The sequence below is a fragment of the Microcoleus sp. PH2017_09_SFU_O_A genome (assembly GCF_020738625.1).
In the GTDB taxonomy this organism is placed as follows: Bacteria; Cyanobacteriota; Cyanobacteriia; order Cyanobacteriales; family Microcoleaceae; genus Microcoleus.
Window position 1 is genome coordinate 77,199 of record NZ_JAEQCF010000004.1, and the last position, 23,611, is coordinate 100,809.

Here is a 23,611-nt window from a genome sequence, read left to right on the forward strand (position 1 = left end):
CTCACCTGTCTCATCTATGTCATGGCTGAAAAAGCCCGAAAAAGACTGAAAAAGCCCGAAGTTTCCTTAACTTTATATTTCTTCACTTAACCCATGCAGCCCAACGACGATCGCCCGTTGCAAGCCGTCCCTGACGATAACGAACTGCTGAAATTGGTCGATGGTCTAATATTTGAAAAAACAGGCAAACATCTCAACACGCTACAACAGTTAGTGTTGCAGGGAATGTATGATGGCAAAACCTACGAAACGATCGCCCGCGACACCCGCTACACTACAAAATATGTCCGAGAAGTCGGCTACAAGCTGCTCAAAACTCTCTCCGCAGTGATGGATGAAGAGATGCAAAAAGGCAATCTCAAAGCTGCGCTAGATCGTAGAAATATCAGCAATACTTCAAACTTCGGCAGAGATTATATTCATCAATACGTCAAATACGTTCACACCCTCAACCTCAAACCCTGTCCTTCTGGACCTAGCAACTCTGACAACAATCGCCCCACTGAATCGAAATTCAAAACTCAGATCGAACGGCTGGAAATTGATGTCGCTGAAGTCGTTTGCAAATTGCACAGTCAAGGTATCGAACCATCTCAAATCGCTCAGTTGCTTGGTTTGCCGGATGCGGTAATCGACAAAATATTGCGTGAATTATCATAGCTAAGGGCGATATTCAATAATTTATGCTGCTTTATAACTTAATTCTTTACTGTCTTCCAAGTACCAGAGAAAAGTATGGGTATCCAGTATAATATTCATGTTTATATATAATCCTTTAAATCTTCGAGAGGTTCATCAAAATCATCAGACATCGAGATTTTATCTTTCCAAATTCCCAGTCCGCCTCGCTTGGCAGCTTTTTCGGTTTGAGGAGCCTCTTGGGCGTATCGGTTAACCATGTATTCCTTCATATCCTCAAGCGGCTCATCAAAGTCATCAGGCAGCGGTAGAACAAACATTCCTTTCATTGTTCCGGCAACTCGACGCTTCTTTGTTGGCTTTTCTTGGGTTGAGTTTTTAGCCTGCTTTTCTATCAAAAACTCAATGTAATGAAGCACTTCTGTCTGAAGAGACTCAGGGAGTTCTTCTAATTTTTCTAAAATGACTGGCTGTATCATGGTTTCTGCTCGCGATCGCCCCATCTACTCCATTAAAGCACCAAAACCCAATGTCAGCAACAGAATAGCCGATTATCTAGCCCGATCGCCCAAAATCGCACTCACACCATCATCATTCTGCAACTTGCCGAAAATCACCCGATCGACTATTATTCCTAGTAGCAGTCCTAGACGCACGGGTAGTCAGAAACCGGGTTTTTTCCGAGATTCTTTGTTACAGCCCAATTCAATCGCAAAAACCCGGTTTCTTGGGTTTTGATGCGTAATTCCTATTGATATAACAACCGACAAAAACATGACAGCAATATTGCCACCTTGGATAGTTTTAGACTCCCTACTGCACAACTGGCTGCTAGAAGATATCGGTAGGGGCGATCGCACAACATCGGCCTTATTCCCCGCAGCCAGCATCCAGGGTACTGCTAAATGGATTGTCAAAGAAGCTGGAGTCATAGCCGGATTGCCGATCGCACATCGCACATTTAAACTTTTAGACAGCAGCCTCAGTTTCATACCCCAAGTACCCGAAGGGAAACTGTGCGAAAAAGGAGAAGTAATCGCCGAGATTTCCGGCAATTTCGATGCGCTGCTAACCGGAGAAAGAGTTGCATTAAACTTGGCAATGCGTTTGAGCGGCATCGCTACTTTAACTCAAAAATATGTTGACAAAATTGCCGATTTGCCCGTGCAATTAGTGGATACCCGCAAGACAACACCAGGATTGAGATTGTTGGAAAAATACGCGACTCAAGTCGGCGGTGCTTGCAATCACCGCATGGGATTAGATGATGCGGTGATGATTAAAGACAATCATATTGCGGCGGCTGGGGGAATTGCCGAGGCGATCGCCCTAATTCGCAATTCTATCCCCTATCCGCTGACGATCGAAGTTGAAACGGAAACTCTGGCGGAGGTGGAGACAGCTTTGCAGCACAAGGCGGATATCATCATGTTAGATAATATGTCCTTCGATTTGATGCGGCAGGCTGTGGCAATAATTCGGGAAAAGAGCGATCGGGTAAAAATTGAAGCTTCCGGGAATGTGACTTTGGAAACTATTCGGAGTGTGGCGGAAACCGGAGTTGACTATATTTCTACGAGTGCTCCAATTACGCGATCGACTTGGCTGGATTTAAGTATGAAAATCAGTTGACAGTTGACAGTTGACAGTTGACAGTTGACAGTTGACAGTTGACAGTTGACAGTTGTCAGTGGGAGCATCTCAGTTTTTTATCTATAGTGCGAGCGTCCCCGCTCGCGTTTTTTATCTATAGTGCGAGCGTCCCCGCTCGCGTATTGTACAATACGCGAGCGGGGACAGCACTATAATAAGACAAATGCTTTTTATAAAAATGAGATACTCCGGTTTACAACTATCAACTGACTACTGTTAACAGTCAATTATTAGACATCTCCCATAATTGTTGTGGAACAGGCATCCTGCCTGTTCAAAATTGGCATTTTGGGAGGGTTCTATTGGTTAGTTATTACCAATAACAAATAACAAATAACCAATAACCAATAACTACTTCGAGATAAAATGCACCCAAAAATTCCCATCAGCCATACAAACGCTGCGGATTAAGCGATAGGAATAGTGCAAGTAAGAACCGCTGACAGTTGTGTCATAACCCGTGGGGAACCATTCGCCATAGGGATCGTGAACGAAGAATCCTTCGCTGTCGTAGCCTGTGGCAACTATAATGTGACCGAAAGACGTGAAGTATCCGTGGATGACAGCGGGATTTCCGCTGGCGAGCCAATCTTGAACGTCATCAATCGTTGCATTCTCGGTAAAGTAATCTTGAGCGCCGTAATCTCTAACAATTTTGGCTAAATCTCTCGGTTCCCAGCGACTGTAACCTTTGTCGATCGCATATTGGTAGAGTTCATCTTCATATTGTCCGGTTTTTTGGCGCCGGGGAACTCTCAAAAAGTCCAAACACATCGCGATGGAAGTAACATTGCAAGAACCTGTAGGATTGTACAAGTTATCCATTTGCGATCGATAAGGAATGCCCAGTCTGACAGTCGGCGGATTCGGTTTGGGATACAGCAAAACGCCGTCTAGAGTAACTTGAGCGTGTCCTCCGTAAACATACCAAATCCCTGAACCTTTGAAAGACTCGTTGCGGAGAGCAACTCTAATATGGCCGCGAATCGGAGCAAAAGCCAGCAGTTCAAACTCTTTTCCCGCTGGGATTACTTGTTTTTCCGCTTCCTGAAGTTGAGAAGACGCCAGCGGTTTTGATTTAAAAATTGTGTCTTTGAGGATTTTCAGGATGGGGCGAGGTTTGGGAATGTCCGCCGGTTTGGTTTCGATCAGCTTTTGGGCTGTGATTGCTCCCAAAAAACCCGGCTCGCCGCACTTCATCAGGGTTTGAAATCGGTGGAGGGCTGCGGTAGAAAGAGGGCCAAAGATGCCGTCTACTGGAGGTTTCAGTAAACCTAGGTCAATGAGGCGACTTTGAATTTGGCGGCTCAGTTCGTCGTCCGCAGCGATCGCCCTAGAATCATACCTAATTTTTGACTTGAGAAAGTTTTGTAATTTCATGATTCCCTGCGCGCTTCAATGATTCCAAGTTTATCCTCTCAGAAAATTACGGCAATTTTACCGATCGTCCGCACCTTAAGGGCTTTGTATTCATGATTCGATACAAACCTTTAAGGCGACAGCCGATCGAACTTGATATCGTGTCCGGTCGATCGATCGCAATAAGATTGGTTCGTAGTACGGACTTTAGTCCGCTCTTAAGTTGCGGACTAAAGTCCGTACTACGAACCTTTTTTTGTGACGATCGTAGATCGGACGTGATATGACGCAGTATTCTCTAATCTAAGATGACGATAATTTAACTTTTTTGTGCCGTTGCAAGTCTCCCTAGCTTAGCCATGAAACGATCGCGCTGTTTAGCAAAAAGTCGATTTTATGCTTCGCTGGGGCGAATTACCACCACACCCATCGCGTCGGGAGATAGGTATTTGACGGCGGCTTCCCGAAGATCCTCGGCAGTTTGAGCTTGGATGCAGGCGGCATAGTTGAGGGCGGGAGCGATATCTCCTACCATCGACTGATAGTAACCGTACAAACTTGCTCGATCGCTCGGAGTTTCGTTACCGAAGATAAACCGATTTGCTACTTGGGTGCGGATGCGGGAAATTTCGGCATCTGTCACCAGTTCGGTTTGCAGGGTGCGGATGTGTCCGACGATGGCTGCTTCCACTTCTTCTATATTTTCTGTCGCTAGTTGAGCAGAAATCGAGAATACACCGCCCAGCCGCTGAGTCATGTTGCTGACTGAAATTGACGAGACTAGCCCTCTGTCTTCGCGCAAATCCTTAACCAAGCGAGTTGTGCGCCCGTGGCCCAAGACTGTCGCCAAAACGTCGAGGGCATAGGTTTCGGACATTTCCACGAAACCTGGCACCCGCCACATGACAATCAGTCGGGCTTGCTGAAGTGCTGAGTCTACAAATTCGCGGCGGACTGTTTCGGTAAATGGCGATTCTTGGCCGTAGTTGAGAATTTCCGATTCTGGGTGAAAGCTGCTGACGGCGGGCAGATTTATGGTGCTGTTTTGTGCTGTGCTTTTGGCGGCAAAACTTTCTGCGACAATTTCAATTAGTCGATCGACCGGCAAGTTACCTACAGCGACTGCTGTCATCGCCCCTGGCTGGTATCTGCTGCTGTGAAAATCCCGCATTTGTTGGGCGGTAAGATTTTCGATGACGGAAGTCGGGCCGAGTACGGGTCGTTTGTAGGGCAGGACTTCAAAGGCTAATTGCATCGATCGCTGATAGGTGCGGCGGCGCGGATTGTCTTCGGATCGTCTAATTTCTTCTAATACTACCAGCCGTTCGCGATCGAAGGCGTCATCGGGAATGCTGGCGTTGAGCAAGACATCGACTTGCAGCGGGGCTAGTTCGGCAAAATCTTTAGGAGCTGTAGTGATGTAATAGTTCGTGTAATCTTGGCTGGTAGCTGCATTAGTGACAGCGCCGCGTTGTTCGATCGCCCGCTCAAATTCTCCGCTCGGAATGCTGGGAGTTCCCTTAAAAATCATGTGTTCTAAAAAGTGCGCCATACCGTTGATTTCGTCGGATTCAACGGCTGAGCCTAAATTCATCCACACGCTGAGGTTAACGGCATCGACCGGCAAGTGTTCGGCTATAACTGTGAGGCCGTTGGGGAAATGGCGCACTGTTGGGGCGTTGAGGGGCGATTTGGAGGAGGCTTTGAGTAGGGTTGATGTCATGCGCTTTTAAAATTATCTTGTTATCTATATCTTAAAGGGTCTTTTACGAAGGGATCGGGCATTTGGCATCTGCCATTGGCTATAAAAACTGCGATCGTTCTGGTTTTTCACTCTTGGACGCACCAAATGGCTAAAAACCCGGTTTCTTCCTAGATACCTCGTTACCAAACCGAATATTCTGCGAGAAACCGGGTTTTTTCCTCACTCCTAGGCGGAAGTCCTGTTAAGATTTCTGCGATGGCTGCTCCGTCGTTGCCGATCGCGATCGTTAATTTATTTTAATAATTTGTGCAAAGTCCTCAGTTTTTTGGTGACAGCACTCAATGGACAATCGAAAATTGCATAAAAATTTAATATTTTCACAGCCTGCTTGGCAGCGATTTGGGCGATCGACCTCTGGGAAAATCGGCTTAATTTTGACTGTAGCGCTGATTGTTGTGGCAGTGTTAGCCCCCCTAATTTACCCTTATAATGCTGCGGTCGATCGCGATTATTTGTCGCGCTTAGTGGCTCCTAGCGTCAAACATTGGTTCGGAACCGACAGTTTGGGGCGAGATTTGCTGGTGCGGGTATGGCACGGATTGGGGATATCTTTGATTGTCAGCCTGGTTTCTGTGGGTGCGGGATTATTTGTGGGCTCTCTGTTGGGGCTCTTCGCTGGGTATTTTCGAGGGTGGGTGGAAGGTGCGATCGGGATTTTGGCGGATATTTTGCTAGCTTTCCCTTCGATCTTACTGGCGATCGCCATTGTTACCGTCACCGGGCCCAGCTTGCAAAGCGTAATTATCGCCGTCAGCGTCGTCCAAATTCCGATTTACATCCGCCTCACACGCAGCATGGTGCTATCCCTGCGAGAACAAGAATTTGTGTTAGCTGTCAAGGCCTTAGGCGCCAGCGACTTGCGGATTATTTTTCGCCACATTTTGCCGGGAAGTCTCGCCCCGCTTGTTGTACAAGCAACTCTTTCCACAGGTACAGCGACGCTAGAAGCTGCTGGTTTGGGTTTTCTCGGTTTGGGCGCGCAGCCACCAGCCCCAGAGTTGGGGACGATGCTTTCCGATGCTTTCAAAGGCGGATACGCTCTTTCGTCTCCTTGGACGATTTTGTTTCCCGGTTTGCTGATTACCTTGACAGTTCTGGGTTTCAACCTTTTAGGCGACGGGCTGCGAGACGTTTTAGACCCCAGGGGGAATTAAAGGGGAGAGTCGGACAGTGGGAGAATTTATACTTTTGGCTTCAAAATCTAAAATCTAAAATCTAAAATCTAAAATCAACTTGACTGGTGTCACAATGTACGCGAAACTTTACATACAACTGATGTATTGCTTCTACCTATTAATAACTTCTGTTAAGTTGTGACTCAAAACCTATCAATTAGTCAAAATTGATATAGCGGTTTGTCAGTCCGCCAACTCTTAAGAAGCGACCTCAGGAGGCATCGTCCCCGGCTTGCTGGTGTCGGTGTCATTATTGTTCCTATTCAGTCAGCCCGGATTATGGAAACACTAGAATTTGTCATTTATCCAGATGGCCGCGTACAGGAAACAGTCACCGGCATTGTCGGTGCTTCCTGCGCTGAGGTAACGGCAGCAATTGAAGCCCAGCTCGGTGTGGTGCTTCATCAAGAGTCAACATCTGAATATTTCGCGCAAGTGCTGCATCAGTCAGCCGAAGCGACGGCCCAAGTGGCTTTTAGCGATTGGTAATCTTTTTTGTTCAGTTCACTTAAATTTTTTTGGAACCACCATGTCACACTTTAGCCAAATTAAAACCCAGATCCGCAATTTGAATTCTTTGGAAGCTGCTTTAACTGACTTGGGTATCGACTGGAAGTCTGGCCCCACTGAGGTGCGCGGCTATCGCGGCCTCACCAGCACTGCTGAGGTGGTGATTGAGCAAAAAAACGGCTATGACTTAGGTTTTAGCTGGAACGGGACTGAGTATGAATTGGTGGCGGATTTGCAATTTTGGCAGCAAGCTTGGTCTGTCGATCGTTTTCTGAATAAGGTGACTCAGCGCTACGCTTACCATACTGTGGTGAATGAAAGCGCTAAGCAGGGTTTCCAAGTTTCTGAGCAAAAGCAAAATCAAGACGGTTCGATCCGCTTGGTGGTTCAGCGCTGGTGCGCTTAAGGGTTGTTTGAGATTTTTACAATTCAAGTCTCATCTCAAGTCCGCCCGTGCGGACTTATTTATTATCAGAAAATTGGGTTGAAAACCCTGTCCTTGTAGCACGGCTTTTTGCCATTTTTAAGTAAAATAAAAAATCCATCTTCACCGAATAGCGGGGGTTTGAAGCCCCTGCCTTTAGGCAGATTGTGATAAGAACGGAGTTTAAATCTCCGTTCTTATCACTTCGCTGTCAACTGTCAACTGTCAACTGTCAACTGTCAACTGTTTAAAAATGAATATGGTAGGATAAACAAATCAGACAAGATTTAAAAACCTACCCCCGGACTGGGGGAAAGTCTACGCCCAAAACATTTTTGAGGAGATATGACTACGCACTTGAGAGTGCAAACGTAGTCAGCCTGGGAACCCACGCTTGCGCGGGATATTTTGACAGAAATGTCTTAAGAATCCCCGTACCTTTAGGTCGGGGAGTGTCAATATTGTGAGGGATCTAAATGTCTGAGCTTTCTGGACTCGGAATAGATACAGCAGGCGATCGCACTGGTTTAGAACCGGAGTTGGGCGGATTTTTGCGGGATGCGCCCGATCGCACTGGTTTAGAACCGGAGTTGGGCGGATTTTTGCGCCAAAAAGGCGTCTATGTTGACGAGATTACCTGCATCGGCTGCAAGCATTGCGCCCATGTTGCTCGCAATACTTTCTACATTGAGCCGGATTACGGGCGATCGCGCGTAGTCCGACAAGACGGAGATTCCGAAGAGTTGATTGCTGAGGCGATCGACACTTGTCCGGTAAATTGCATTCACTGGGTTGACTACACCGAACTCAAGAACCTCGAAGAAGAGCGTAAGGATCAGGTGATTCCCGTAGTTGGTTTTCCCGTGGATATGGCTACAGTTCAGGCGGGTGTTCGCCAGCGCCAGAAGGCTAAGGGCGATCGTAAGTTCAAACACAACTATTGAAACCCACAATCAAAATCCACAGCTTGAAACCTGTGGCGACAAAAACAAAGCCCGCCTGCGCGGGCATTTTTTATACAAAATATAACTTTCTCCGACTCTTAGTCCGCGGAGGCGGACTTCGTTTGTATAGCAGCGGTTTCAACCGCCGAGTCAACCCCCAAGTTATGAACAACAGATTATTTCAAAGGATGGTGATCCGCGAGAATTTTCTCAACTCTAGCCTCATCAATTCTCGCAGTCAATCTAGTTGCCTCATTGTTATCCCGAATCGTTTTTGCTAAAGTAAAAGACGAACCAACCGAAAAAGTTAAACCCATACCCACGAAACTTTTTACCCAGATATCTACGGGCAGATAAATGACACCTATAGCCGTAGTGGAAATAGCTAGAATAAAGGAAACCCAGCACTGTAAAATCCAAGCATTAGTATCTCTTTGACGTACAATTTGTTGCTGCATAATGCCTCTATCTAAAATATATCTTTTGGTTCATTAACTTCAATAATAGAGAGTATAAATGAAGCGATCGGGAGAGATAGGGACAGTTTGGATAAGTGCACAGGGCGATCGATATTTTTAGTAAAAATGCGATCGCTGTAGATAGGGTTTAAGGCTCTCTAAAGACTTGGTGGGAGTAGACAGTTAGGAAACTGCACTAAGGGAGATTGATTTGGGATGATTTACTCACTGGTTTTAGAGCATTCTCAAAAGTTCTTTTCGGTTCTTGCAGGGCTTTACCAAACCCGACTGGTACACCTTAGCGATGAAAGGTGATTGATTCCCACGAATAAATCGTTGCATATTTTCCAAGGCATTTACAAAAGCTTGTGCCACTACAACTCCAGAAACATCGCCACCCACAAATGCAAACAGCCGTACATTACCTTGAGCCACAGCCAATAACTCCAAAGGACGACTAGCAATTTTCTTGTCCTTTGTAAGTACAACCCAATTGCTTTCTCCAACTATCCTCAGCCAATCCTCATCCTTGACATCTTGCTTAAAATGATCGTCATGAATTTCTACTGTCGCCCCCGCATTTCGTAATGAATCTGCCAGTTTTTTTCCTAAACATCTGTCAATAAAAAATATCTCATTCATGCTACTAGCGGAAGTTCGCAGCGAATACCTTCCTCTATTTGGAGGCGCGAGCAATTGTAGTCCTCGGCAAGTTCGTCTATGGAATCACCCGCCTTGTAACGTTCTGCCAGCATAGCTGTAGGAATGCCAGTTCCAGCTAAAACAGGGCGGCCAAAGGAGATTGTGGGGTCAATCATCACTGTTTTAGGTTCGTCGGAACCTGGTAGCTTCGTGAAAGGGAAGAGTTTGATAGGTAATCCAGCTTCATCTCGTACAATGCGATCGAAATAAGTGTCTAGAATCTGCCTCGCTTCCTGCTTCCTGTCCGATGTTGCAAGCTTCTGTCCGCATTTCTCAAACAAAAGAGCAATTCCCTCGACTTGAAACTCAATTCGAGCGTATAAGTGAGGATTAGAAAAATTACGGTTGACGCATTTGAGAGCCGTACTAAGTTCCTGGCGGGAGAAGCCTGTAGCCTTAACAATAGCAATCAACACATGAGCCTCTACCAAATTGGTGAAAGAAAGTAGTCTAGTTTTGGACTGGGGCAGCAGTTCAAGATTATTGTGTTGAGGTAACTCAATCAACGGCTCAAAGAAGTGCTTGTCCGTTTTTGTTTGCGAGTACCAGCCAACAACCCAATGTCGCAACATATCTCTCCGCAGCCTGAGATATTGTGCTGCTTGAGGGATAGAATATATCGGAATATCCCGCAGTTCAAAGTTGTTAGTATCAGCCATAGCAGTTGTCCTAATTCTAAATACTTATATTTTTGCACAGTTCGCGGGCGATCGCAAAAATCTCTCCCGACCATACCCAGATACCCGACTTCTTCAAGAAACCGGGTATCTAAAGCAACCTATTTAGCTGCTGACAGCGCTGCGGATTACTTATTTTTCTGCTGAGTCTTGGCTTGTTCGATCGCAATTTCCCTCACAGCTTGGAAAGAACTCAAATTCGACGAACCCTCAATCGCCTTCACCGCCAAATCTTGAACCTGTTTCAAAGCAGAATCAAGCTGTTTCGACAAACTCGCAATCCGCGATTCCTGATTTTGAATTGTCTGCAACATTCCTTGAATTTGCAATTCATAATTTTGCTTTTGTCCCTCGATATCCTTAGCAGACAAATCAGCCTTAACCTTAGCTTGATAATTGCCAATATTGCGACCATTATCTTTCCCATTCTTGATATTAGCTTCCAGTTCCTTCGGGAAAGCTTCCACCTTAGCCTTAACTTCAGCAGACAATTTTTCCCGTTCCGAAATAGATTTTTCCCGTTCCGCCCACTGTTTCTCCTGTTCCTGACGAAACTCTTCAATTTCTTGATACAGTCTTTTCTGACGCTGTTCGTATCCTTCGATATCCAAATCTCGCTGAAGATTCAGATCGTAATCATACAACTCTTCATCCCGATCGCAATTTTTTTGCTGATTCTCATTGCGTTCTGTAACAGCCAACTTTTGCAACTCCTGCTCTTTTTCCCAAGCTAGACGCTGTTCCAGCAATTCCTGTTCAACAGTATCGCGCTGTTCGGTGAGTTCGTTAGTAAAAGTTTTCGCACTTTGTTCGTACTGTTGAATTAAATTATCCAGCGTATCTTCCGCAACATCTTCTAAACTGTGCAACTCTTGCAGTTGTTGAACTTCCTCCCCCACAGTGCGCCGCAATTCTTCCAGTTTAGCAGCTTCCGAAGTTAATTTTTCCGACAACTCGCTGACAGCGCCACCAAAGCCAAATTGTAGCAAGATTAAATTATCAATTGTGGACTGCATTTTTTGTTGAGATTGACTTAAAGCCATTGGTTTTTGTGCCTCCACAATAGGTTTTTCTGGTGCTGCTGCTGCTGCTGATGGTTGTTTTGGAGAAGCATTTAGCTGTTTAATTTGCAATTCTAACGCAGCTTTTTCTTGCGCGGCTTCCTTGTACGCTTCTAAGATTTCAGCCTTAGTGCTTTTGTCCGTAAGTTTTTTGTTCATGGCTTTTCATTTGTTAATATTTGGGAATTTGTTTCGTAGTAAGGACTTCAGTCCTCAAGTGTTGAGAAAATAATGAATAAAGTCCTCACTGCGAACCGGGGAAAGGACTAAAAGCCTCACTACCAACCGGATTTTAAGCTTTGCTCGCAAAAGCTTTCATTGCCAAATCTTGTGCTTGCTTCATCGTAGCTTGCAGTTGTGCAGAAATTTCGGCGATTTGTTCAGTTTGGCGCTGCATTGTCTGCTGTAAAGATTGTACTTTCAACTCATATCCCTGCTTGCTTCCTTCCCATTCTTTATCCGCTAAATCTGCCTTGACTTTAGCTTCGCGGGAAACTTCTTGAATTGCTTCTTCTTTAGCTTTGATGTAAGCCTGTTTGAGTTCTTCTTCAAATCCCGCAGCTTTGGTCTGATTCTTTTCAAACTCCGCTTGATTGTCGCTGAGGACTTTTTCTCTTTCTGCCCAGTTTTTATCTTTTTCGCGGGTAGACTCTTGCAATTCCCGTTCTAGTTTGCGCTTCGTTTCTTCGTATTCGTCGGTTTCAATTTTGCGATCGCGCTGCAATTCGTATTGATAATCTGCCGCTTCCTGCTGGCGCTGTTTAGTTGTGAATGCAGTTTTTTCGGAAACTGCGGTGTCAAATTCTTGCTGTTCTTTCCCCCAAGTCTTGCGTTTTTGGGTCGTGTCTTTTTCGATAATTTCACGTTGGTTCGCAGCATTTTGTTCGAGTACAGTCAATTTTTCTTGATGCTCTTGAGTTAAAATGTGGAGGGCATCTGCTACAACTCGAATTTGCTGCAACTCCTGTAATTGTTGAGCTTCAATGTCGATCGCCTTTTTTAACTCATCTAATTTTGAAGATTCCGCCTTCAGTTTTTCGGAAAGTCCGCTGGTGATGCTACCGAAATCTAATTGTAAGTCGGCCAAGCCTTTGACAATGCTGTCAATTGTGTAGGTAGAGGCGACTTCGAGGAGTTGTTTGTTTTTAGCTTTTTCGGCTGATTGTTCTTTCGTTTCGACTTTAGATTCAATTTTTTTCTTTTCAGCTAAAATCTGCTGAAAATTTTGCAAAATTTTGGCTTTGCTATCTTTAACATTTGCTAGTGTCATAATGCTTGTTGCTCCTGATTCAAACTTTTCGAGACCTTGTTACTAAGACGTGTTGAACTATCCTAAGTTCCGGAGTTGGCTGAGAATAGATCGATATTTTTTGGCTGCATTTGGTGGGAAGTTTGGATGATTGCTCTCAAGAGATTTGAGAATTTTTTTACAGCGAGCGCACCGATTGGCTTGCCAGCACTCGCAATCGTCAACTATACTTACAAGTGTGTCTTTAAGCAGTTGATTTTCTGAGAGCAAAGCTTGGTAATTTCGCCGGATAGATTCGGCAACTACACTCATGTGCTGGAAGTCTTCGGTGAGACTTTCGATGTCGTTAATTGTATCTGCCCGAATTTGGTCGAGTAGCTCGCAATTTTCTCGCAAACGGCTTTCTTGCAGGTTTGGTTTGGTTTTAATTTTCGTTAATTTCTTCATTTTACTTTTCGCTGTCACAGTTACGGAAAAGGCGCGATTAAATCGCGCCTTTTCCACAAAATTAGAACAAGTCAGCAGTTGCTCTGTCTTCCGCTGATGGCAGCGACATATTACCGTTGGAATTCAAAGCAATAGCATCGCTTTCACCGTTGGCGTGAGCGGCCATCAAGGATGCAACTTGTGCTGCTGGTAGGTTATCTAAACAAATCATAGCCCTGGTTCCTTCCAAGTCAATCATCCGCGATTGATTGCTCAGATCGGATAAAACTGCTGCTGCTTGATCGATAACTCCCCAGTCTTTTCGCTCCATCCACGACCATTTTAAACTGTAGTAATTAATCGGTTTTACTACTCCGCTGTCGTCGGGTTTTTGACCGGAATGTTTGACAAATTCGGGGATAAAAATTCCGGTTGCTGGCTCTACGCCGCGCGATTGAACTGATGCGACTAAACGGTTAAAATCGTTCAAGCTGCGGTTTTTGATGTAGGTCACCATCACAACTCCTTGGGGCAGTTCGCCTGTTTCTGCGACGAACCAAAGTTGACCCCAAAGTGTGTGGGAAGTTTGACCGAGGGAACCGAAGAATTTGGCAAATTTGAGGATGGTGATCGAACACTTGGAACCGTAGTCTGTGTCGCCGATCGCCCATTGGCCGCTTTGGCAGTTGTTGCGAACTGCGATCGGGATTTCTGGTACTAGCAAAGCATTGCTCGGTTTGGCTCCAAATACTGAAAATGTAGGTCTTTCTTTTGTAGTAGTCATTGTTCGTTTTTCCTTGGTTATTTATTTGCTGGTAATTGGTAATGGGTAATTGGTAATGGGGAATTGGTAATGGGTAAGTCACAAAAATCTAATTATTTCTCTTCCCTCTTTCCTCTTCCTTCTTCCTTCTTCCCTCTTCCTTCTTCCTTCGATTGATTACCGAATAAGATGTGTTGTCGCTTTTGGTTCTGGATATGTGTATTCAAGCATCGCCTCTTGTTGAGCTTGAATAATTCGCAGCGCGGTGAGCAAATGCTCTAACGTTTCTAAGTGCGCTGGGGTGAAGTGGATGCTGAAGCCTTCGCCATCCCGTGCGTAGCCCGGACAAACCAGTGAGGCCGAGCTTTGTTCTTCGTGGGTGGCGATGTATAGCCAGTCATCGTCTTCGAGCTTGTAATGCGTGTCTGTCCAGGTTCTCAGCATTTGCTATCTGTTCCTCCTTAATTTGCTGCGTACAAGCGTTTTGACGCCCAGCGCCGATCGCTCCTCTAAAGTTAATGGTGCTATATCTAGTGTTTTGTCTGGGATATTTTGCACCCTCAACCATACCTGTGCGGTTAAGTTGGTTGATTAAACCGTCAACTAAACCTATGGTAGCCTGTGTTGATTTTCCCGTCAAGTATTTTGTTGAACTTTTCATCAAAACAGGCTAGAATGCCTGTCAGGAGGCGAAAAACCGTGGAACAAACATTTGGAAGACTGATCCGTCAAGCTCGCAAGGACAAAGCTTACTCACAACGTGAGCTAGCGGGTATGTTAAGTGTGGATTTTACTTATTTGTCGAAGCTGGAGAACGATCGCGCCGATTATGCGCCAAAAGAGGAGGTAATCCGAGCATTAGCGCGGAATCTCGATATCAACGAAGAGGAATTGATTTTTCTGGCGGGGAGACTGCCTCAGCAGTACGAAGCGCTGCTGAAGCAGAATCCGAAGGAAATGCAGGCTCTTTTCCGGCGGATGCAAGAAAATCCAGATTGGCTCAAACAATCTTTTGAAGCGTAACAGAGGCCTATCACAGTGAGTATTTTTAAACCGTATTGCTTCTATCCCAAAGAATCGATCGAGCGTTTGGCTTCGGACATCCTGATGCAGATGCAGAAAACGCAAAATTTTGCTCCGAAATGGCCTTTTGAAGCGACAACGGTGGCTGATTTCCTGGATTTGGGCGTAGTCTGGGACTGCATTGAGCCCGATGAGGAAGGTGCGATCGCCGCCAGGATTTTACCCCAGCAGCGGTTAATCGAAATCAACGAATTGATTCTCGAAAAACCGCCGGGGTTCATCGAATCGACGATCGCCCACGAAATCGGCCACTGGGTGCTGCACGTCAATCAAGACGAAGCAGACGGGACTGTGAAACAGTTGGAACTCAACTTGGGCGATACAGAAAAAACCGCCCAGGATGTCGAGGAACCGTTTGTGTGTCGGGGCGCGGGTGCGGATAATAAGGTTTTGTCGATCGAATGGCAAGCGCAATATTTCGCAAGCTGCTTGTTAATGCCCCGATGTATTTTGGAAGATAAAAGACAGGGACGGGATTTAACAAAGTGGTCGCATTTATACAAAATGAGAGATGAATTGGGAGTGAGCATTTCCAATTTGACAAACCGCTTGCAAGAGTTTGGCTGGATTTACATTCCCAAGGGAACCCGCGAAATTTATGCCGGGAAAGAGGCAGCAAACGGTCAGCAGCGGTTGTTCGGATAAAGTACGATGGGATTTGAGAGTTTATTTCAAATCTCTATCATCTTTTGAGGGTGTGAGGAATGACGGAAACAGATTTAGAGAATACTGAAGAAGAGCGAAACTGGAGACAAGACAAGCTGCTAACTATTGATGAGATTGAGAGGCTTCAAAAAGGGGGTGAAAATATTCATCTACTCAAAGGTAAACGCAATGCTTCAAAAAGAGACCTCTACAAAGACACAGAAGGAAATATTTATGTTAAACCTAAAGGTGGTATTGGAACAGGTGAATTCACTGATTTGAATATTAATGATTTTTAATTAATCAAAGAGGAGCGGGCAAATGGAGTCAGAAATTTACGCTTACTTTATGTTGACTGGAATGGAATTCGATCCCGACGAAGTGACTGCAAAGGTAAGCATCAATCCAACTGAAAGTTGGAGGAAAGGGGACTTAATTAGTGCCAGGGGTACTAGACGGCATAAAGAAAATGGTTGGAGTGTGTATTCTAAAATTGAAAAATCTGCCGACTTAGAAGAACACATTAATTCGGTTTTAGAACAGCTTCAGCCTGGGTGGAGTCCTTTGCGAGAGTTATGCAAGTTTTATGCTGCGGAGATTGCTTGCGTCATTTATTACAGAAGTGGCAGTGTGCCAGCGATTCATTTTGATAAAAGTATCGTTGAAAAGGTACATCAATTGAATGCGGCAATTGATGTAGATTTTTATGTTTTGCCAGAGGAGACTGCCTCGGATGAAGCAGTAGCAGCATGAGGGGTATAGTGTTGTTGTGTTAAGAGCGATCGCCCTTCTGGGTTCCTTGCTTCCTACTGTGGTACAGTATGAATGAAAAAAATCAGGGCTTACCAGAAAGAATTGGTTGAAAGCCCCAAGCCGGAGCGGGGAGAAATTAAAATTAGACTATTCATTACTCCAATCCTCTTCCTTCTAGGTAGAGGTCGCTCTCAAACTGTCAACTGTCAACTGTCAACTGTCAACTGTCAACTGTTGAAGCATGGTGGCTAGAAACCGGGTTTCTACGATTTTTACGTTGAGTGACGAGAAATAGACGAAGAAACCCGGTTTAGTAAAGTCAGCGCGCGCAACTCATAAACAAATATACTGTGCAAATTATGCAGACAAATATCAGTCTGATTCTCGAAGCTTGTCAAGAGTTAAATATCAGTTATGAAATCCTCGCACCAAACCAAAACTTAGTTAGAATCAAACTGAACGGTCAAGACTATTATTTTGTCAATTTCAGTATGCCGTTTAACAACGAGCAAATCGTACACATATTTAAAGACAAAGAATATACCTATCACTTGCTAAAAGGCAAGATTCAAACTCCTCACACCCTAGGATTTCTCTCGCCTTTTTGCGAGGAGAAGTATCACAAATATTTAGAGTTTAAAGATTGTGCAGAAATTGCAGCCGAAGTTGGCAAAACATTTTCGCTACCCGTGATTGTGAAAAGAAATCGCGGTTCGGCGGGAAACAATGTATTGCTTTGTGAAACGAAAGAGCAAGTTCAAGCAGCGATTGAACTTGTATTTAATGTCAATAGCAAAGATTATGACTATGTTTGTCTAGCTCAAGAGTACATTGATATCCGACACGAATATCGGGCGGTTTTTTTCAATCACAAGCTGGTTTTGCTGTATGAAAAAGATAAATCAGACGCTAAATTTGCGGGGAATTTAAGCCCGCTGCACTGGGAGGGTGCAAAAGCTAAGCATATTACCGACTCAGAGATTATTTCGGAAATTGAAAATTTTGTTCGCCCTGTTTTTGAAGAGATTCGGATTAATTATGGTGGGTTTGATATTGCGCTAGATACAAATGGGAAATATTGGTTAATTGAAATTAATTCAAGTCCTAATTTTGAGATTTTTGTGAGAGATAATCATCGCCGGATTGCTGTAAAGATGTTTAAAGATATGTTGGAGAGCTTGACTATTAATCAAAAGCCGTAAATGTTCGATTTTAGAGATGCGCTACAATTAACTAAATCCAACAATTACACAAGAAAACATAATGACAGGACAAGTATTAGAAGTAGAGGGTACGTGGGAAGAGATTGTAGCCCTATCCGAAAAATTTGCTGGACGCAGAGTTCGCATCATCCTTCTTGCTAACGAAGACGAAGAAGCACTCCCATCTCCAGAAGAGAGCTTTCGGCAAGCATGGCTGGAAATAAAGACCGGAAAAACTAGACCTGTATCGGAACTGTGGGAAGGTATTGATGCAGCGATCGAGATGATGGAGTCTCTGCCAGAAAATTTACAGCAGCAAGTAGCAGAATACTTGAAAGAGTATATCGCAGACTTAAAAGATGAGCTTCAATGGGAAGAATCTTTCAAAAAAACACAACCGCAACTTGTGGCGGCTGCCAAACGCGCAAAACAAGAAATTGCTCTTGCTAAGGAACCGCTGAAGTCAGCAGAAGAGTGTTTTCGCCAAGGATGGTACGAAGCAATGACAGGGCAGACTATACCGCTTTCTGAACTGTGGGATGGAATTGATGCAGAATAATCCTCCTTTAAGGCAGATTATACCCACGCGAGAATTCCAACGCGACTTACGCGCTCTTTCTAAAAAGTACCGCCATATCCGATCGGATGTTCAGCCAATTATTGAAAAACTGCAAGCTGGAGAGTTGCTGGGAGTTCCGATACCTGGGATTGGTTACGAAATATTTAAGGTGCGTGTTAAAAACAGCGATGTTCAAAAAGGAAAAAGCGGTGGATATAGATTCATTTACTACCTTCAAACAATGACGATCGTTATCTTGATTGCCATTTATTCAAAATCAGAACAATCAGATATTGCCGCCGATCGAGTTTTAGCAATTATCAGCGAATTTAACGAGTTGATTGAAGACGCAGGAGAAACGACAGAAGAAATACAAGATAAGGACTAAAGTCCTCACTACAAACCTTAGATTACATCCTCTCCAACACTTGAATCCCTAACAATCCTAATCCTAACTTCAAAGTCCGTGCCGTCAAATCGCACAAAATTAACCGCGAAGTCCGTAACGGTTCCTCCGCTTTCAACACCGGACATTGCTCAAAGAATTGATTGAACTTTTGACTTAATTCAAACAAATACTGACAGATTCGATTCGGCAACAAATCGCCGCCAACAGCATTTACAACTTCATTCAACTGCAATAAATGCTTGGCTAAAACTAACTCCGCATCCGACTCCAAAATTACTTTTGCACTAGCATCTAAGTTGTCAAAATTAATCTCACCTTTGCGACGAATTCCCTGCACGCGCACGTAAGCATACAGCATATAAGGTGCGGTGTTTCCTTGCAATGCGAGCATTTTGTCGTAACTAAATACATAGTTGCTCGCCCGGTTTTGACTTAAATCGGCGTACTTAACGGCGCTCAAACCAACTATGTGAGATACGTTGGCTATAAACTCTTCTGTCTCCTGTCTTTCTTCTGTGACTAATCTCTCTTCTAAATCTTGGCGCGTGCGGACGATCGCCTCATCGAGCAAATCTTGCAGCCGCACTGCATCCCCAGAACGAGTTTTTAATCTTTTGCCATCTTCTCCGCATACCAAACCGAAGGGAATGTGGACAATCTCGACATCTTCGGGAATCCAATTGGCTTTTCTGGCGACTGCAAATACTTGGGCGAAATGGTTGGATTGTCCGGAATCTGTGACGTAAATTATGCGCTTTGCCTTGTCGTTTTGAATGCGGTAGCGCACTGCTGCTAAGTCGGTGGTGGCGTAGTTGTAGCCGCCGTCGGTTTTTTGGACGATTAGCGGTAATGGTTCGCCTTCTTTGTTGGTGAATCCGTCTACAAATACGCATTTGGCGCCGTCACTTTCTACTAGCAAACCGAGATTGGTTAAATCTTCGACTACTCCGGGCAATAATGGATTGTAAAATGATTCGCCGCGTTCGGTTAATTTGATGTCGAGCAAATCGTAGATTACTTGGAATTCGCGGCGGGATTGATCGCATAGCAATTTCCAGGCGCGTCTGGTGTCTTCGGCGCCGGCTTGCAGTTTTACGACTTCTTGTCTCGCGGTTTCTTTGAAGATTTCGTCTGCGTCGAAGCGCTGTTTTGCTTGGCGGTAAAATGCAACTAAATCGCCTAAATCTAGGGCGTCAGCAGTTGTTAATGCTTCGGGGTGTACTTCGCGCAGGTAGGCGATTAGCATCCCGAATTGGGTGCCCCAGTCGCCGATGTGGTTGATTCTGATTACGTCGTGGCCTTGAAATTCGAGGGTGCGGGCGATCGCATCTCCGATGATTGTCGATCGCAAATGTCCGACGTGCATTTCTTTGGCGATATTCGGGCTCGAAAAGTCGATCGCGATTCTCTGAGGCGTTTGAGTCGGTGAAATCCCCAAACGGGTGTCGGCGGCGATCGCGCTTATCTGCGCTTCCAAATAAGCCGGTTTCAGCTTCAAATTGATAAAACCCGGGCCGGCGATTTCTGGAGTTTCGCAGATGTCGGCAATATCTAGATTTTCGACGATCGTAGAGGCGATCGCCCGCGGTGGCTTGCCTAACTTTTTGCCCAAACTCATCGCCGCGTTGCACTGAAAATCCCCAAACTTGGGATTATTCGCAGGCGCTAGCATCAGATCCGTATCGGCATAACTCTCGCCGAATGCGGAGGTGAAGGCTTTTTCAAATCTTGTTTTTAACTGTTGGGCGATCGAGTTCATCTTTTATATTTTGATTGGATACTTATTTTAAACTCTAGATTAAGCACTTTGTGTCAATAATAATCTTACAACTCAGGCAATTTCCCTCTCCCCCTCTTTCCCTCTCCCCCTCTTTCCCGATTCCCAATAAAATTTTGTGTGCTTAGGTTTGAGCTGCTGGTGCAGTCGAAATCACTGACCGCATTAACACATAGTACATTTTATCACAGTTGCGATCGCTACACAAATCCAAAAAGATCACATCTAGTCAACGATCGCGATCGCTAGATAATTTATTTAAATCAGTTACATTAACGTATGTTAATATTTTTTTAATGCTCCCCAAAATTCTACGGAAGGAAGTAGTTATGTTATCTCAACCTGTTTTTGGCGATCGTTCTCTGACCCAAGCCTTTTATCAAGCTGTAATCGATCGCTTCGATGACCCTCTGAGTCTTTCGACTCAAGCACTATTACGAGAGTGTACCCTCGGTTTCGCCCCTTGTCCCGAAGGAGTCAAAACCTTTTTCATTATCGCGCCGAGTCTGGATGCAGCCGAGCAACTAATTGGCAAAATGGACAACATTTTAGAGCGAGTTGCCGAACTCATGGCTGGAGTCGGACAAGTTGCCCTGTGCATCGTTCCCCCCGGCAGCGAGGCCGAGGAACAAGTAGATCTGCAAAACTTAGAAAAAGTTCCCCCCGATTGTCTCGCTTGCAAATTCTTTACAATTATGTGTGCTGATGCTGCGAGCGATCGGTAAAATTGACACTTAGCAACCAGCAACTTGCTGTGTTGCGCCGAACCTGTGCCAGTACCGGCGCGGGAGACATTGCCTACTTAGTAACAATCCCTGGAATCATCAGGGCAAAGCGTGCAGGTAATTCGATCGAAAGCAAGGTTGCACTCGCTATCAAAGATTGTTCAACAAGCAGGCACAATTAACATACCTTCATGCCCGCTTATCAGTCGATCTGATTTTTACCTGCCGGCTCAAGCAGCCGTGCATCTACTTTTTAGCTCCCCAATCAAAGCCGCCAAAAAGCCGCACTAACTTTCCTCGGTGTCTCGCTTCAAAAGATAGCAAACAGTTGACAGTTGACAGTTGACAGTTGACAGTTGACAGTTGTTAGCTGTTAGTTAGTTGGTAGGGGCGGTGGATGGTGCAGGCCCGCCGTCTTAGTCATCAGTCATCAGGAAGAAGGAAGTTCATCCGAACTTGCAATGTACGGAATGTAACGGATTTAAAAGTCAAGGAAGAGAGAAGAAGGCTTGCTTCGGCTACGCGATCGCGTCAAAAGAAGGAAGAGGTTCGAGGGCAGAAGATATACACAGCAAGCTTTTTAACAAGAGATATTTTAGGTTGAATTAGGTGCATTTACTGCTCGTTGCAAAAGAGAGTTTTGCTTGACATTCATTAAGTTTGCAGCGAGCAGAAATATTGGAAAAAATAGATAGTTAGTAGTTAGTAGGGTGCATCAGTCGGGTGCATCTGGGTTTGGCGAATACATCCGTAGGGGCGAAGCATGACCGCAGAAAATATGGGATGATAACTAATAATTTATATGCGGTCATGCTTCGCCACAATTTAAACACAGAGAAACTGACGCAGTTTACCAAGAAGAATGGGTTTAAAGCCTCCTCCTTAAGCAGGGGGAAATAAAACAAAATTATTTACTGCTTCAATACTCGGACTTCTAGGTAGAGGTCGATCTCAAACTGTCAACTGTCAACTGTCAACTGTCAACTGTTGAAGGGGATATATAGTGCGATCGCATCCCAGGCTCATAGAATTTGTTAAAAATTTAAGTTGAAAAATTGAATTATTAAATTTTATGCCTAGCATTGGCGATAAAATCTAAGATTGCAATTCTCAAATCTCCAATCAAGCCATCATGGTAAAACTGACACCGAACCCTAGCTTTAGTTTAACGATTCGCGTTGCTCTGCCGAACCAGCCGGGAATGCTAGCAAGCGTCACCAGTGCGATCGGCTCTGTGGGCGGCAACTTTGGCCAAATCGACTTGATCGAGCAAACCCGCGCCACTACAGTTCGCGATATCACCGTCGATGCTTACAGCACCGAGCACAGCGAAGAAATAGTCCAAGCAGTGAAAGCGCTAGCGGATATCAAAGTGATCGACGTGTACGATCGCACTTTCAACCTGCACCGCGGCGGTAAAATCAGCGTAGAAAGCAAAATTTCCCTCAAACGCCAGTCAGATTTGGCAATGGCCTACACTCCAGGAGTCGCTCGCATCTGTACTGCGATCGCCAATGACCCCCAACAAGTTTACAACCTGACTATCAAACAAAATACTGTTGCCATTGTTACCGACGGTAGCGCAGTTTTGGGACTGGGAAACTTGGGGCCCGAAGCCGCCCTGCCAGTCATGGAAGGCAAAGCCATGCTATTTAAAGAATTTGCCGGAATTGACGCCTTTCCTATCTGTTTGAATACCCAAGATACTGACGAAATTATTCGCACAGTGCAGAATATCGCCCCGGTTTTTGGTGGTGTTAACCTCGAAGATATTTCTTCACCTCGCTGCTTTGAAATTGAAGCAAGATTGCGGGAAACCTTAAATATTCCGATTTTTCACGACGATCAACACGGAACTGCGATTGTTAGTTTGGCAGCATTAATTAATGCCTTGAAACTCGTCAAAAAAACAATGGCAGAAGTGTGTATCGTAATTAACGGCGCCGGTGCGGCCGGAGTCGCGATCGCCCGTTTGCTGCGGAAAGCAGGTGCCGAAAACATCATCATGTGCGACTCCAAAGGCGTCCTTTCCAAAGATCGCACGGATATGAACCCAGAAAAACTGGAATTTGCTGTAGCTTCGAGCGGTACTTTGGAAGATGCGATCGCCGGTGCGGATGTATTTTTAGGTGTCAGCGCCCCTGGCGTGCTCACGCGATCGATGGTGCGATCGATGGCCGAGAATCCGATCGTTTTTGCCATGGCAAATCCCATTCCCGAAATTCAGCCAGAATTAATTATGGAGGATGCGGCGATTATTGCTACCGGACGCAGCGATTACCCGAATCAAATTAACAATGTTTTGGCGTTTCCGGGGATATTTCGAGGTGCTTTGGACTGCAAAGCTCGCACGATTACGACCAGTATGTATCTAGGTGCAGCTTACGCGATCGCCTCTTTAGTCAGTCCTTCACAGCTTGACAAAGAACACATTATACCCTCAGTTTTTGACGAGCGAGTTGCCATTGCTGTCGCCGGTGCAGTGCAGTTGGCCGCCCGATCCGAAGGTATCGCCCGCGATTAACAGAAGGAACAGTTGACAGTTGACAGTTGACAGTTGACAGTTGACAGTTGACTCCGAAAGCAGGAAAGCAGTTGACAGTCGAGAATAGTTGACAGTTGAGGGAGAAAAGAGGGAAGAGGGAAGAAGGAA

At 45.1% G+C, this 23,611-nt stretch carries 29 protein-coding genes; 16 read left to right on the plus strand and 13 right to left on the minus strand.

All coding sequences use genetic code 11. The features are described 5' to 3' along the window. Positions 1 to 93 precede the first annotated feature (93 nt). Positions 94 to 660, plus strand: coding sequence for a hypothetical protein (locus tag JGK16_RS02240; protein WP_293189468.1), 567 nt, complete (start codon positions 94 to 96; stop codon positions 658 to 660). Between the two features lie 101 nt (positions 661 to 761). Here JGK16_RS02240 and JGK16_RS02245 read toward each other — a convergent pair whose 3' ends face one another. After that, the gene (locus tag JGK16_RS02245; RefSeq protein ID WP_293189466.1) at positions 762 to 1,118 is read right to left on the minus strand and encodes a DUF2281 domain-containing protein; all 357 of its coding nucleotides are present in this window, start codon (positions 1,116 to 1,118) and stop codon (positions 762 to 764) included. 295 nt (positions 1,119 to 1,413) lie between these two features. Here JGK16_RS02245 and nadC point away from each other — a divergent pair, with 295 nt between their 5' ends. Next, positions 1,414 to 2,271, plus strand: coding sequence for a carboxylating nicotinate-nucleotide diphosphorylase (gene nadC / locus JGK16_RS02250; protein ID WP_293189464.1), 858 nt, complete (start codon positions 1,414 to 1,416; stop codon positions 2,269 to 2,271). A gap of 372 nt (positions 2,272 to 2,643) precedes the next feature. Here the strand turns inward: nadC and JGK16_RS02255 are convergent, their stop codons facing one another. Both JGK16_RS02255 and JGK16_RS02260 read right to left on the minus strand, forming a co-directional pair. Then, the gene (locus JGK16_RS02255; RefSeq protein WP_293189462.1) at positions 2,644 to 3,672 is read right to left on the minus strand and encodes a C39 family peptidase; all 1,029 of its coding nucleotides are present in this window, start codon (positions 3,670 to 3,672) and stop codon (positions 2,644 to 2,646) included. Positions 3,673 to 4,045: 373 nt separating this feature from the next. Beyond that, entirely contained in the window at positions 4,046 to 5,374 is a 1,329-nt protein-coding gene (locus JGK16_RS02260) for a pitrilysin family protein (protein WP_293189460.1), read from the minus strand. Between the two features lie 323 nt (positions 5,375 to 5,697). Between JGK16_RS02260 and JGK16_RS02265 the strand changes: the two genes are divergently transcribed. The 4 genes from JGK16_RS02265 (at position 5,698) to JGK16_RS02280 (ending at position 8,469) form a co-directional block, all read left to right on the plus strand. Further along, positions 5,698 to 6,570 carry an ABC transporter permease gene (locus JGK16_RS02265; protein ID WP_293189458.1) on the plus strand — a complete coding sequence of 291 codons (873 nt, stop codon included), beginning with the start codon at positions 5,698 to 5,700 and terminating at the stop codon, positions 6,568 to 6,570. A gap of 300 nt (positions 6,571 to 6,870) precedes the next feature. Continuing rightward, positions 6,871 to 7,080: a DUF2997 domain-containing protein gene (locus JGK16_RS02270; RefSeq protein ID WP_194071124.1), complete on the plus strand. Its 210-nt coding sequence runs from the start codon at positions 6,871 to 6,873 to the stop codon at positions 7,078 to 7,080. 40 nt (positions 7,081 to 7,120) lie between these two features. Next, positions 7,121 to 7,507, plus strand: a complete 387-nt coding sequence (locus JGK16_RS02275) for a DUF1257 domain-containing protein (RefSeq protein WP_293175346.1) — start codon at positions 7,121 to 7,123, stop codon at positions 7,505 to 7,507. Positions 7,508 to 8,001: 494 nt separating this feature from the next. Then, entirely contained in the window at positions 8,002 to 8,469 is a 468-nt protein-coding gene (locus JGK16_RS02280) for a ferredoxin (protein WP_293175344.1), read from the plus strand. A gap of 176 nt (positions 8,470 to 8,645) precedes the next feature. On the opposite strand, the gene JGK16_RS02285 is transcribed toward JGK16_RS02280, so the two are convergent. The 9 genes from JGK16_RS02285 to JGK16_RS02325 form a co-directional block, all read right to left on the minus strand. After that, positions 8,646 to 8,927, minus strand: coding sequence for a YiaA/YiaB family inner membrane protein (locus JGK16_RS02285; RefSeq protein WP_293149023.1), 282 nt, complete (start codon positions 8,925 to 8,927; stop codon positions 8,646 to 8,648). A gap of 234 nt (positions 8,928 to 9,161) precedes the next feature. Then, the gene (locus tag JGK16_RS02290; protein ID WP_293175342.1) at positions 9,162 to 9,569 is read right to left on the minus strand and encodes a hypothetical protein; all 408 of its coding nucleotides are present in this window, start codon (positions 9,567 to 9,569) and stop codon (positions 9,162 to 9,164) included. Beyond that, positions 9,566 to 10,288 (minus strand): DUF433 domain-containing protein, encoded by a 723-nt coding sequence (locus tag JGK16_RS02295; RefSeq protein ID WP_293175340.1) that lies wholly within the window; start codon positions 10,286 to 10,288, stop codon positions 9,566 to 9,568. The genes JGK16_RS02290 and JGK16_RS02295 overlap by 4 nt, the downstream gene beginning before the upstream one ends. Positions 10,289 to 10,434: 146 nt before the next feature. Next, positions 10,435 to 11,526 carry a hypothetical protein gene (locus tag JGK16_RS02300; protein ID WP_293189456.1) on the minus strand — a complete coding sequence of 364 codons (1,092 nt, stop codon included), beginning with the start codon at positions 11,524 to 11,526 and terminating at the stop codon, positions 10,435 to 10,437. Between the two features lie 133 nt (positions 11,527 to 11,659). Next, positions 11,660 to 12,637, minus strand: coding sequence for a hypothetical protein (locus JGK16_RS02305; protein WP_293189454.1), 978 nt, complete (start codon positions 12,635 to 12,637; stop codon positions 11,660 to 11,662). 57 nt (positions 12,638 to 12,694) lie between these two features. Further along, the gene (locus JGK16_RS02310; RefSeq protein WP_293175334.1) at positions 12,695 to 13,063 is read right to left on the minus strand and encodes a hypothetical protein; all 369 of its coding nucleotides are present in this window, start codon (positions 13,061 to 13,063) and stop codon (positions 12,695 to 12,697) included. Positions 13,064 to 13,124: 61 nt separating this feature from the next. Further along, positions 13,125 to 13,826 carry a hypothetical protein gene (locus tag JGK16_RS02315; protein WP_293175332.1) on the minus strand — a complete coding sequence of 234 codons (702 nt, stop codon included), beginning with the start codon at positions 13,824 to 13,826 and terminating at the stop codon, positions 13,125 to 13,127. A 156-nt stretch (positions 13,827 to 13,982) separates the two neighbouring features. Beyond that, a complete protein-coding gene (locus JGK16_RS02320; RefSeq protein ID WP_265234661.1) occupies positions 13,983 to 14,249 on the minus strand; it encodes a hypothetical protein in 267 nt (88 codons plus the stop codon). Further along, positions 14,203 to 14,466, minus strand: a complete 264-nt coding sequence (locus JGK16_RS02325; RefSeq protein ID WP_293175327.1) for a hypothetical protein — start codon at positions 14,464 to 14,466, stop codon at positions 14,203 to 14,205. Before JGK16_RS02325 ends, JGK16_RS02320 begins: the two co-directional genes overlap by 47 nt. Before the next feature lie 38 nt (positions 14,467 to 14,504). Here JGK16_RS02325 and JGK16_RS02330 point away from each other — a divergent pair, with 38 nt between their 5' ends. The 8 genes from JGK16_RS02330 to JGK16_RS02365 all read left to right on the plus strand — a co-directional run bounded on the left by JGK16_RS02330 (position 14,505) and on the right by JGK16_RS02365 (position 18,435). Further along, complete coding sequence (locus JGK16_RS02330) at positions 14,505 to 14,828, plus strand: helix-turn-helix transcriptional regulator (RefSeq protein ID WP_190739559.1); 324 nt, start codon at positions 14,505 to 14,507, stop codon at positions 14,826 to 14,828. Between the two features lie 15 nt (positions 14,829 to 14,843). Beyond that, positions 14,844 to 15,533 carry an ImmA/IrrE family metallo-endopeptidase gene (locus JGK16_RS02335; RefSeq protein WP_293175325.1) on the plus strand — a complete coding sequence of 230 codons (690 nt, stop codon included), beginning with the start codon at positions 14,844 to 14,846 and terminating at the stop codon, positions 15,531 to 15,533. Between the two features lie 59 nt (positions 15,534 to 15,592). Beyond that, the gene (locus JGK16_RS02340; RefSeq protein WP_293175323.1) at positions 15,593 to 15,832 is read left to right on the plus strand and encodes a polymorphic toxin type 33 domain-containing protein; all 240 of its coding nucleotides are present in this window, start codon (positions 15,593 to 15,595) and stop codon (positions 15,830 to 15,832) included. A gap of 22 nt (positions 15,833 to 15,854) precedes the next feature. Beyond that, the gene (locus JGK16_RS02345; protein ID WP_293175321.1) at positions 15,855 to 16,286 is read left to right on the plus strand and encodes a DUF4279 domain-containing protein; all 432 of its coding nucleotides are present in this window, start codon (positions 15,855 to 15,857) and stop codon (positions 16,284 to 16,286) included. Positions 16,287 to 16,358: 72 nt separating this feature from the next. After that, a complete protein-coding gene (locus JGK16_RS02350) occupies positions 16,359 to 16,538 on the plus strand; it encodes a hypothetical protein (protein ID WP_293175319.1) in 180 nt (59 codons plus the stop codon). 107 nt (positions 16,539 to 16,645) lie between these two features. Next, positions 16,646 to 17,488 carry a YheC/YheD family protein gene (locus JGK16_RS02355; protein ID WP_293189452.1) on the plus strand — a complete coding sequence of 281 codons (843 nt, stop codon included), beginning with the start codon at positions 16,646 to 16,648 and terminating at the stop codon, positions 17,486 to 17,488. A gap of 61 nt (positions 17,489 to 17,549) precedes the next feature. Next, the gene (locus JGK16_RS02360; RefSeq protein ID WP_293189450.1) at positions 17,550 to 18,047 is read left to right on the plus strand and encodes a hypothetical protein; all 498 of its coding nucleotides are present in this window, start codon (positions 17,550 to 17,552) and stop codon (positions 18,045 to 18,047) included. Beyond that, the gene (locus tag JGK16_RS02365; protein ID WP_293175313.1) at positions 18,037 to 18,435 is read left to right on the plus strand and encodes a type II toxin-antitoxin system RelE/ParE family toxin; all 399 of its coding nucleotides are present in this window, start codon (positions 18,037 to 18,039) and stop codon (positions 18,433 to 18,435) included. The genes JGK16_RS02360 and JGK16_RS02365 overlap by 11 nt, the downstream gene beginning before the upstream one ends. A 22-nt stretch (positions 18,436 to 18,457) precedes the next feature. Here the strand turns inward: JGK16_RS02365 and argS are convergent, their stop codons facing one another. Then, positions 18,458 to 20,215, minus strand: coding sequence for an arginine--tRNA ligase (gene argS, locus JGK16_RS02370; RefSeq protein WP_293189448.1), 1,758 nt, complete (start codon positions 20,213 to 20,215; stop codon positions 18,458 to 18,460). Positions 20,216 to 20,562: 347 nt separating this feature from the next. Between argS and JGK16_RS02375 the strand changes: the two genes are divergently transcribed. Together JGK16_RS02375 and JGK16_RS02380 are read left to right on the plus strand one after the other, a co-directional pair. Then, a complete protein-coding gene (locus JGK16_RS02375) occupies positions 20,563 to 20,958 on the plus strand; it encodes a hypothetical protein (protein ID WP_293189446.1) in 396 nt (131 codons plus the stop codon). 1,132 nt (positions 20,959 to 22,090) lie between these two features. Further along, a complete protein-coding gene (locus tag JGK16_RS02380) occupies positions 22,091 to 23,482 on the plus strand; it encodes a malic enzyme-like NAD(P)-binding protein (protein ID WP_293175307.1) in 1,392 nt (463 codons plus the stop codon). Positions 23,483 to 23,611 lie beyond the last annotated feature (129 nt).

Coding starts and splice junctions, on each gene's coding strand:
- JGK16_RS02240 (WP_293189468.1), top strand. CDS start 94: ATGCAGCCCAACGACGATCGCCCGTTGCAAGCCGTCCCTGACGATAAC.
- JGK16_RS02245 (WP_293189466.1), bottom strand. CDS start 1,118: ATGATACAGCCAGTCATTTTAGAAAAATTAGAAGAACTCCCTGAGTCT.
- nadC (WP_293189464.1), top strand. CDS start 1,414: ATGACAGCAATATTGCCACCTTGGATAGTTTTAGACTCCCTACTGCAC.
- JGK16_RS02255 (WP_293189462.1), bottom strand. CDS start 3,672: ATGAAATTACAAAACTTTCTCAAGTCAAAAATTAGGTATGATTCTAGG.
- JGK16_RS02260 (WP_293189460.1), bottom strand. CDS start 5,374: ATGACATCAACCCTACTCAAAGCCTCCTCCAAATCGCCCCTCAACGCC.
- JGK16_RS02265 (WP_293189458.1), top strand. CDS start 5,698: ATGGACAATCGAAAATTGCATAAAAATTTAATATTTTCACAGCCTGCT.
- JGK16_RS02270 (WP_194071124.1), top strand. CDS start 6,871: ATGGAAACACTAGAATTTGTCATTTATCCAGATGGCCGCGTACAGGAA.
- JGK16_RS02275 (WP_293175346.1), top strand. CDS start 7,121: ATGTCACACTTTAGCCAAATTAAAACCCAGATCCGCAATTTGAATTCT.
- JGK16_RS02280 (WP_293175344.1), top strand. CDS start 8,002: ATGTCTGAGCTTTCTGGACTCGGAATAGATACAGCAGGCGATCGCACT.
- JGK16_RS02285 (WP_293149023.1), bottom strand. CDS start 8,927: ATGCAGCAACAAATTGTACGTCAAAGAGATACTAATGCTTGGATTTTA.
- JGK16_RS02290 (WP_293175342.1), bottom strand. CDS start 9,569: ATGAATGAGATATTTTTTATTGACAGATGTTTAGGAAAAAAACTGGCA.
- JGK16_RS02295 (WP_293175340.1), bottom strand. CDS start 10,288: ATGGCTGATACTAACAACTTTGAACTGCGGGATATTCCGATATATTCT.
- JGK16_RS02300 (WP_293189456.1), bottom strand. CDS start 11,526: ATGAACAAAAAACTTACGGACAAAAGCACTAAGGCTGAAATCTTAGAA.
- JGK16_RS02305 (WP_293189454.1), bottom strand. CDS start 12,637: ATGACACTAGCAAATGTTAAAGATAGCAAAGCCAAAATTTTGCAAAAT.
- JGK16_RS02310 (WP_293175334.1), bottom strand. CDS start 13,063: ATGAAGAAATTAACGAAAATTAAAACCAAACCAAACCTGCAAGAAAGC.
- JGK16_RS02315 (WP_293175332.1), bottom strand. CDS start 13,826: ATGACTACTACAAAAGAAAGACCTACATTTTCAGTATTTGGAGCCAAA.
- JGK16_RS02320 (WP_265234661.1), bottom strand. CDS start 14,249: ATGCTGAGAACCTGGACAGACACGCATTACAAGCTCGAAGACGATGAC.
- JGK16_RS02325 (WP_293175327.1), bottom strand. CDS start 14,466: ATGAAAAGTTCAACAAAATACTTGACGGGAAAATCAACACAGGCTACC.
- JGK16_RS02340 (WP_293175323.1), top strand. CDS start 15,593: ATGACGGAAACAGATTTAGAGAATACTGAAGAAGAGCGAAACTGGAGA.
- JGK16_RS02345 (WP_293175321.1), top strand. CDS start 15,855: ATGGAGTCAGAAATTTACGCTTACTTTATGTTGACTGGAATGGAATTC.
- JGK16_RS02350 (WP_293175319.1), top strand. CDS start 16,359: ATGAAAAAAATCAGGGCTTACCAGAAAGAATTGGTTGAAAGCCCCAAG.
- JGK16_RS02355 (WP_293189452.1), top strand. CDS start 16,646: ATGCAGACAAATATCAGTCTGATTCTCGAAGCTTGTCAAGAGTTAAAT.
- JGK16_RS02360 (WP_293189450.1), top strand. CDS start 17,550: ATGACAGGACAAGTATTAGAAGTAGAGGGTACGTGGGAAGAGATTGTA.
- JGK16_RS02365 (WP_293175313.1), top strand. CDS start 18,037: ATGCAGAATAATCCTCCTTTAAGGCAGATTATACCCACGCGAGAATTC.
- argS (WP_293189448.1), bottom strand. CDS start 20,215: ATGAACTCGATCGCCCAACAGTTAAAAACAAGATTTGAAAAAGCCTTC.
- JGK16_RS02375 (WP_293189446.1), top strand. CDS start 20,563: ATGTTATCTCAACCTGTTTTTGGCGATCGTTCTCTGACCCAAGCCTTT.
- JGK16_RS02380 (WP_293175307.1), top strand. CDS start 22,091: ATGGTAAAACTGACACCGAACCCTAGCTTTAGTTTAACGATTCGCGTT.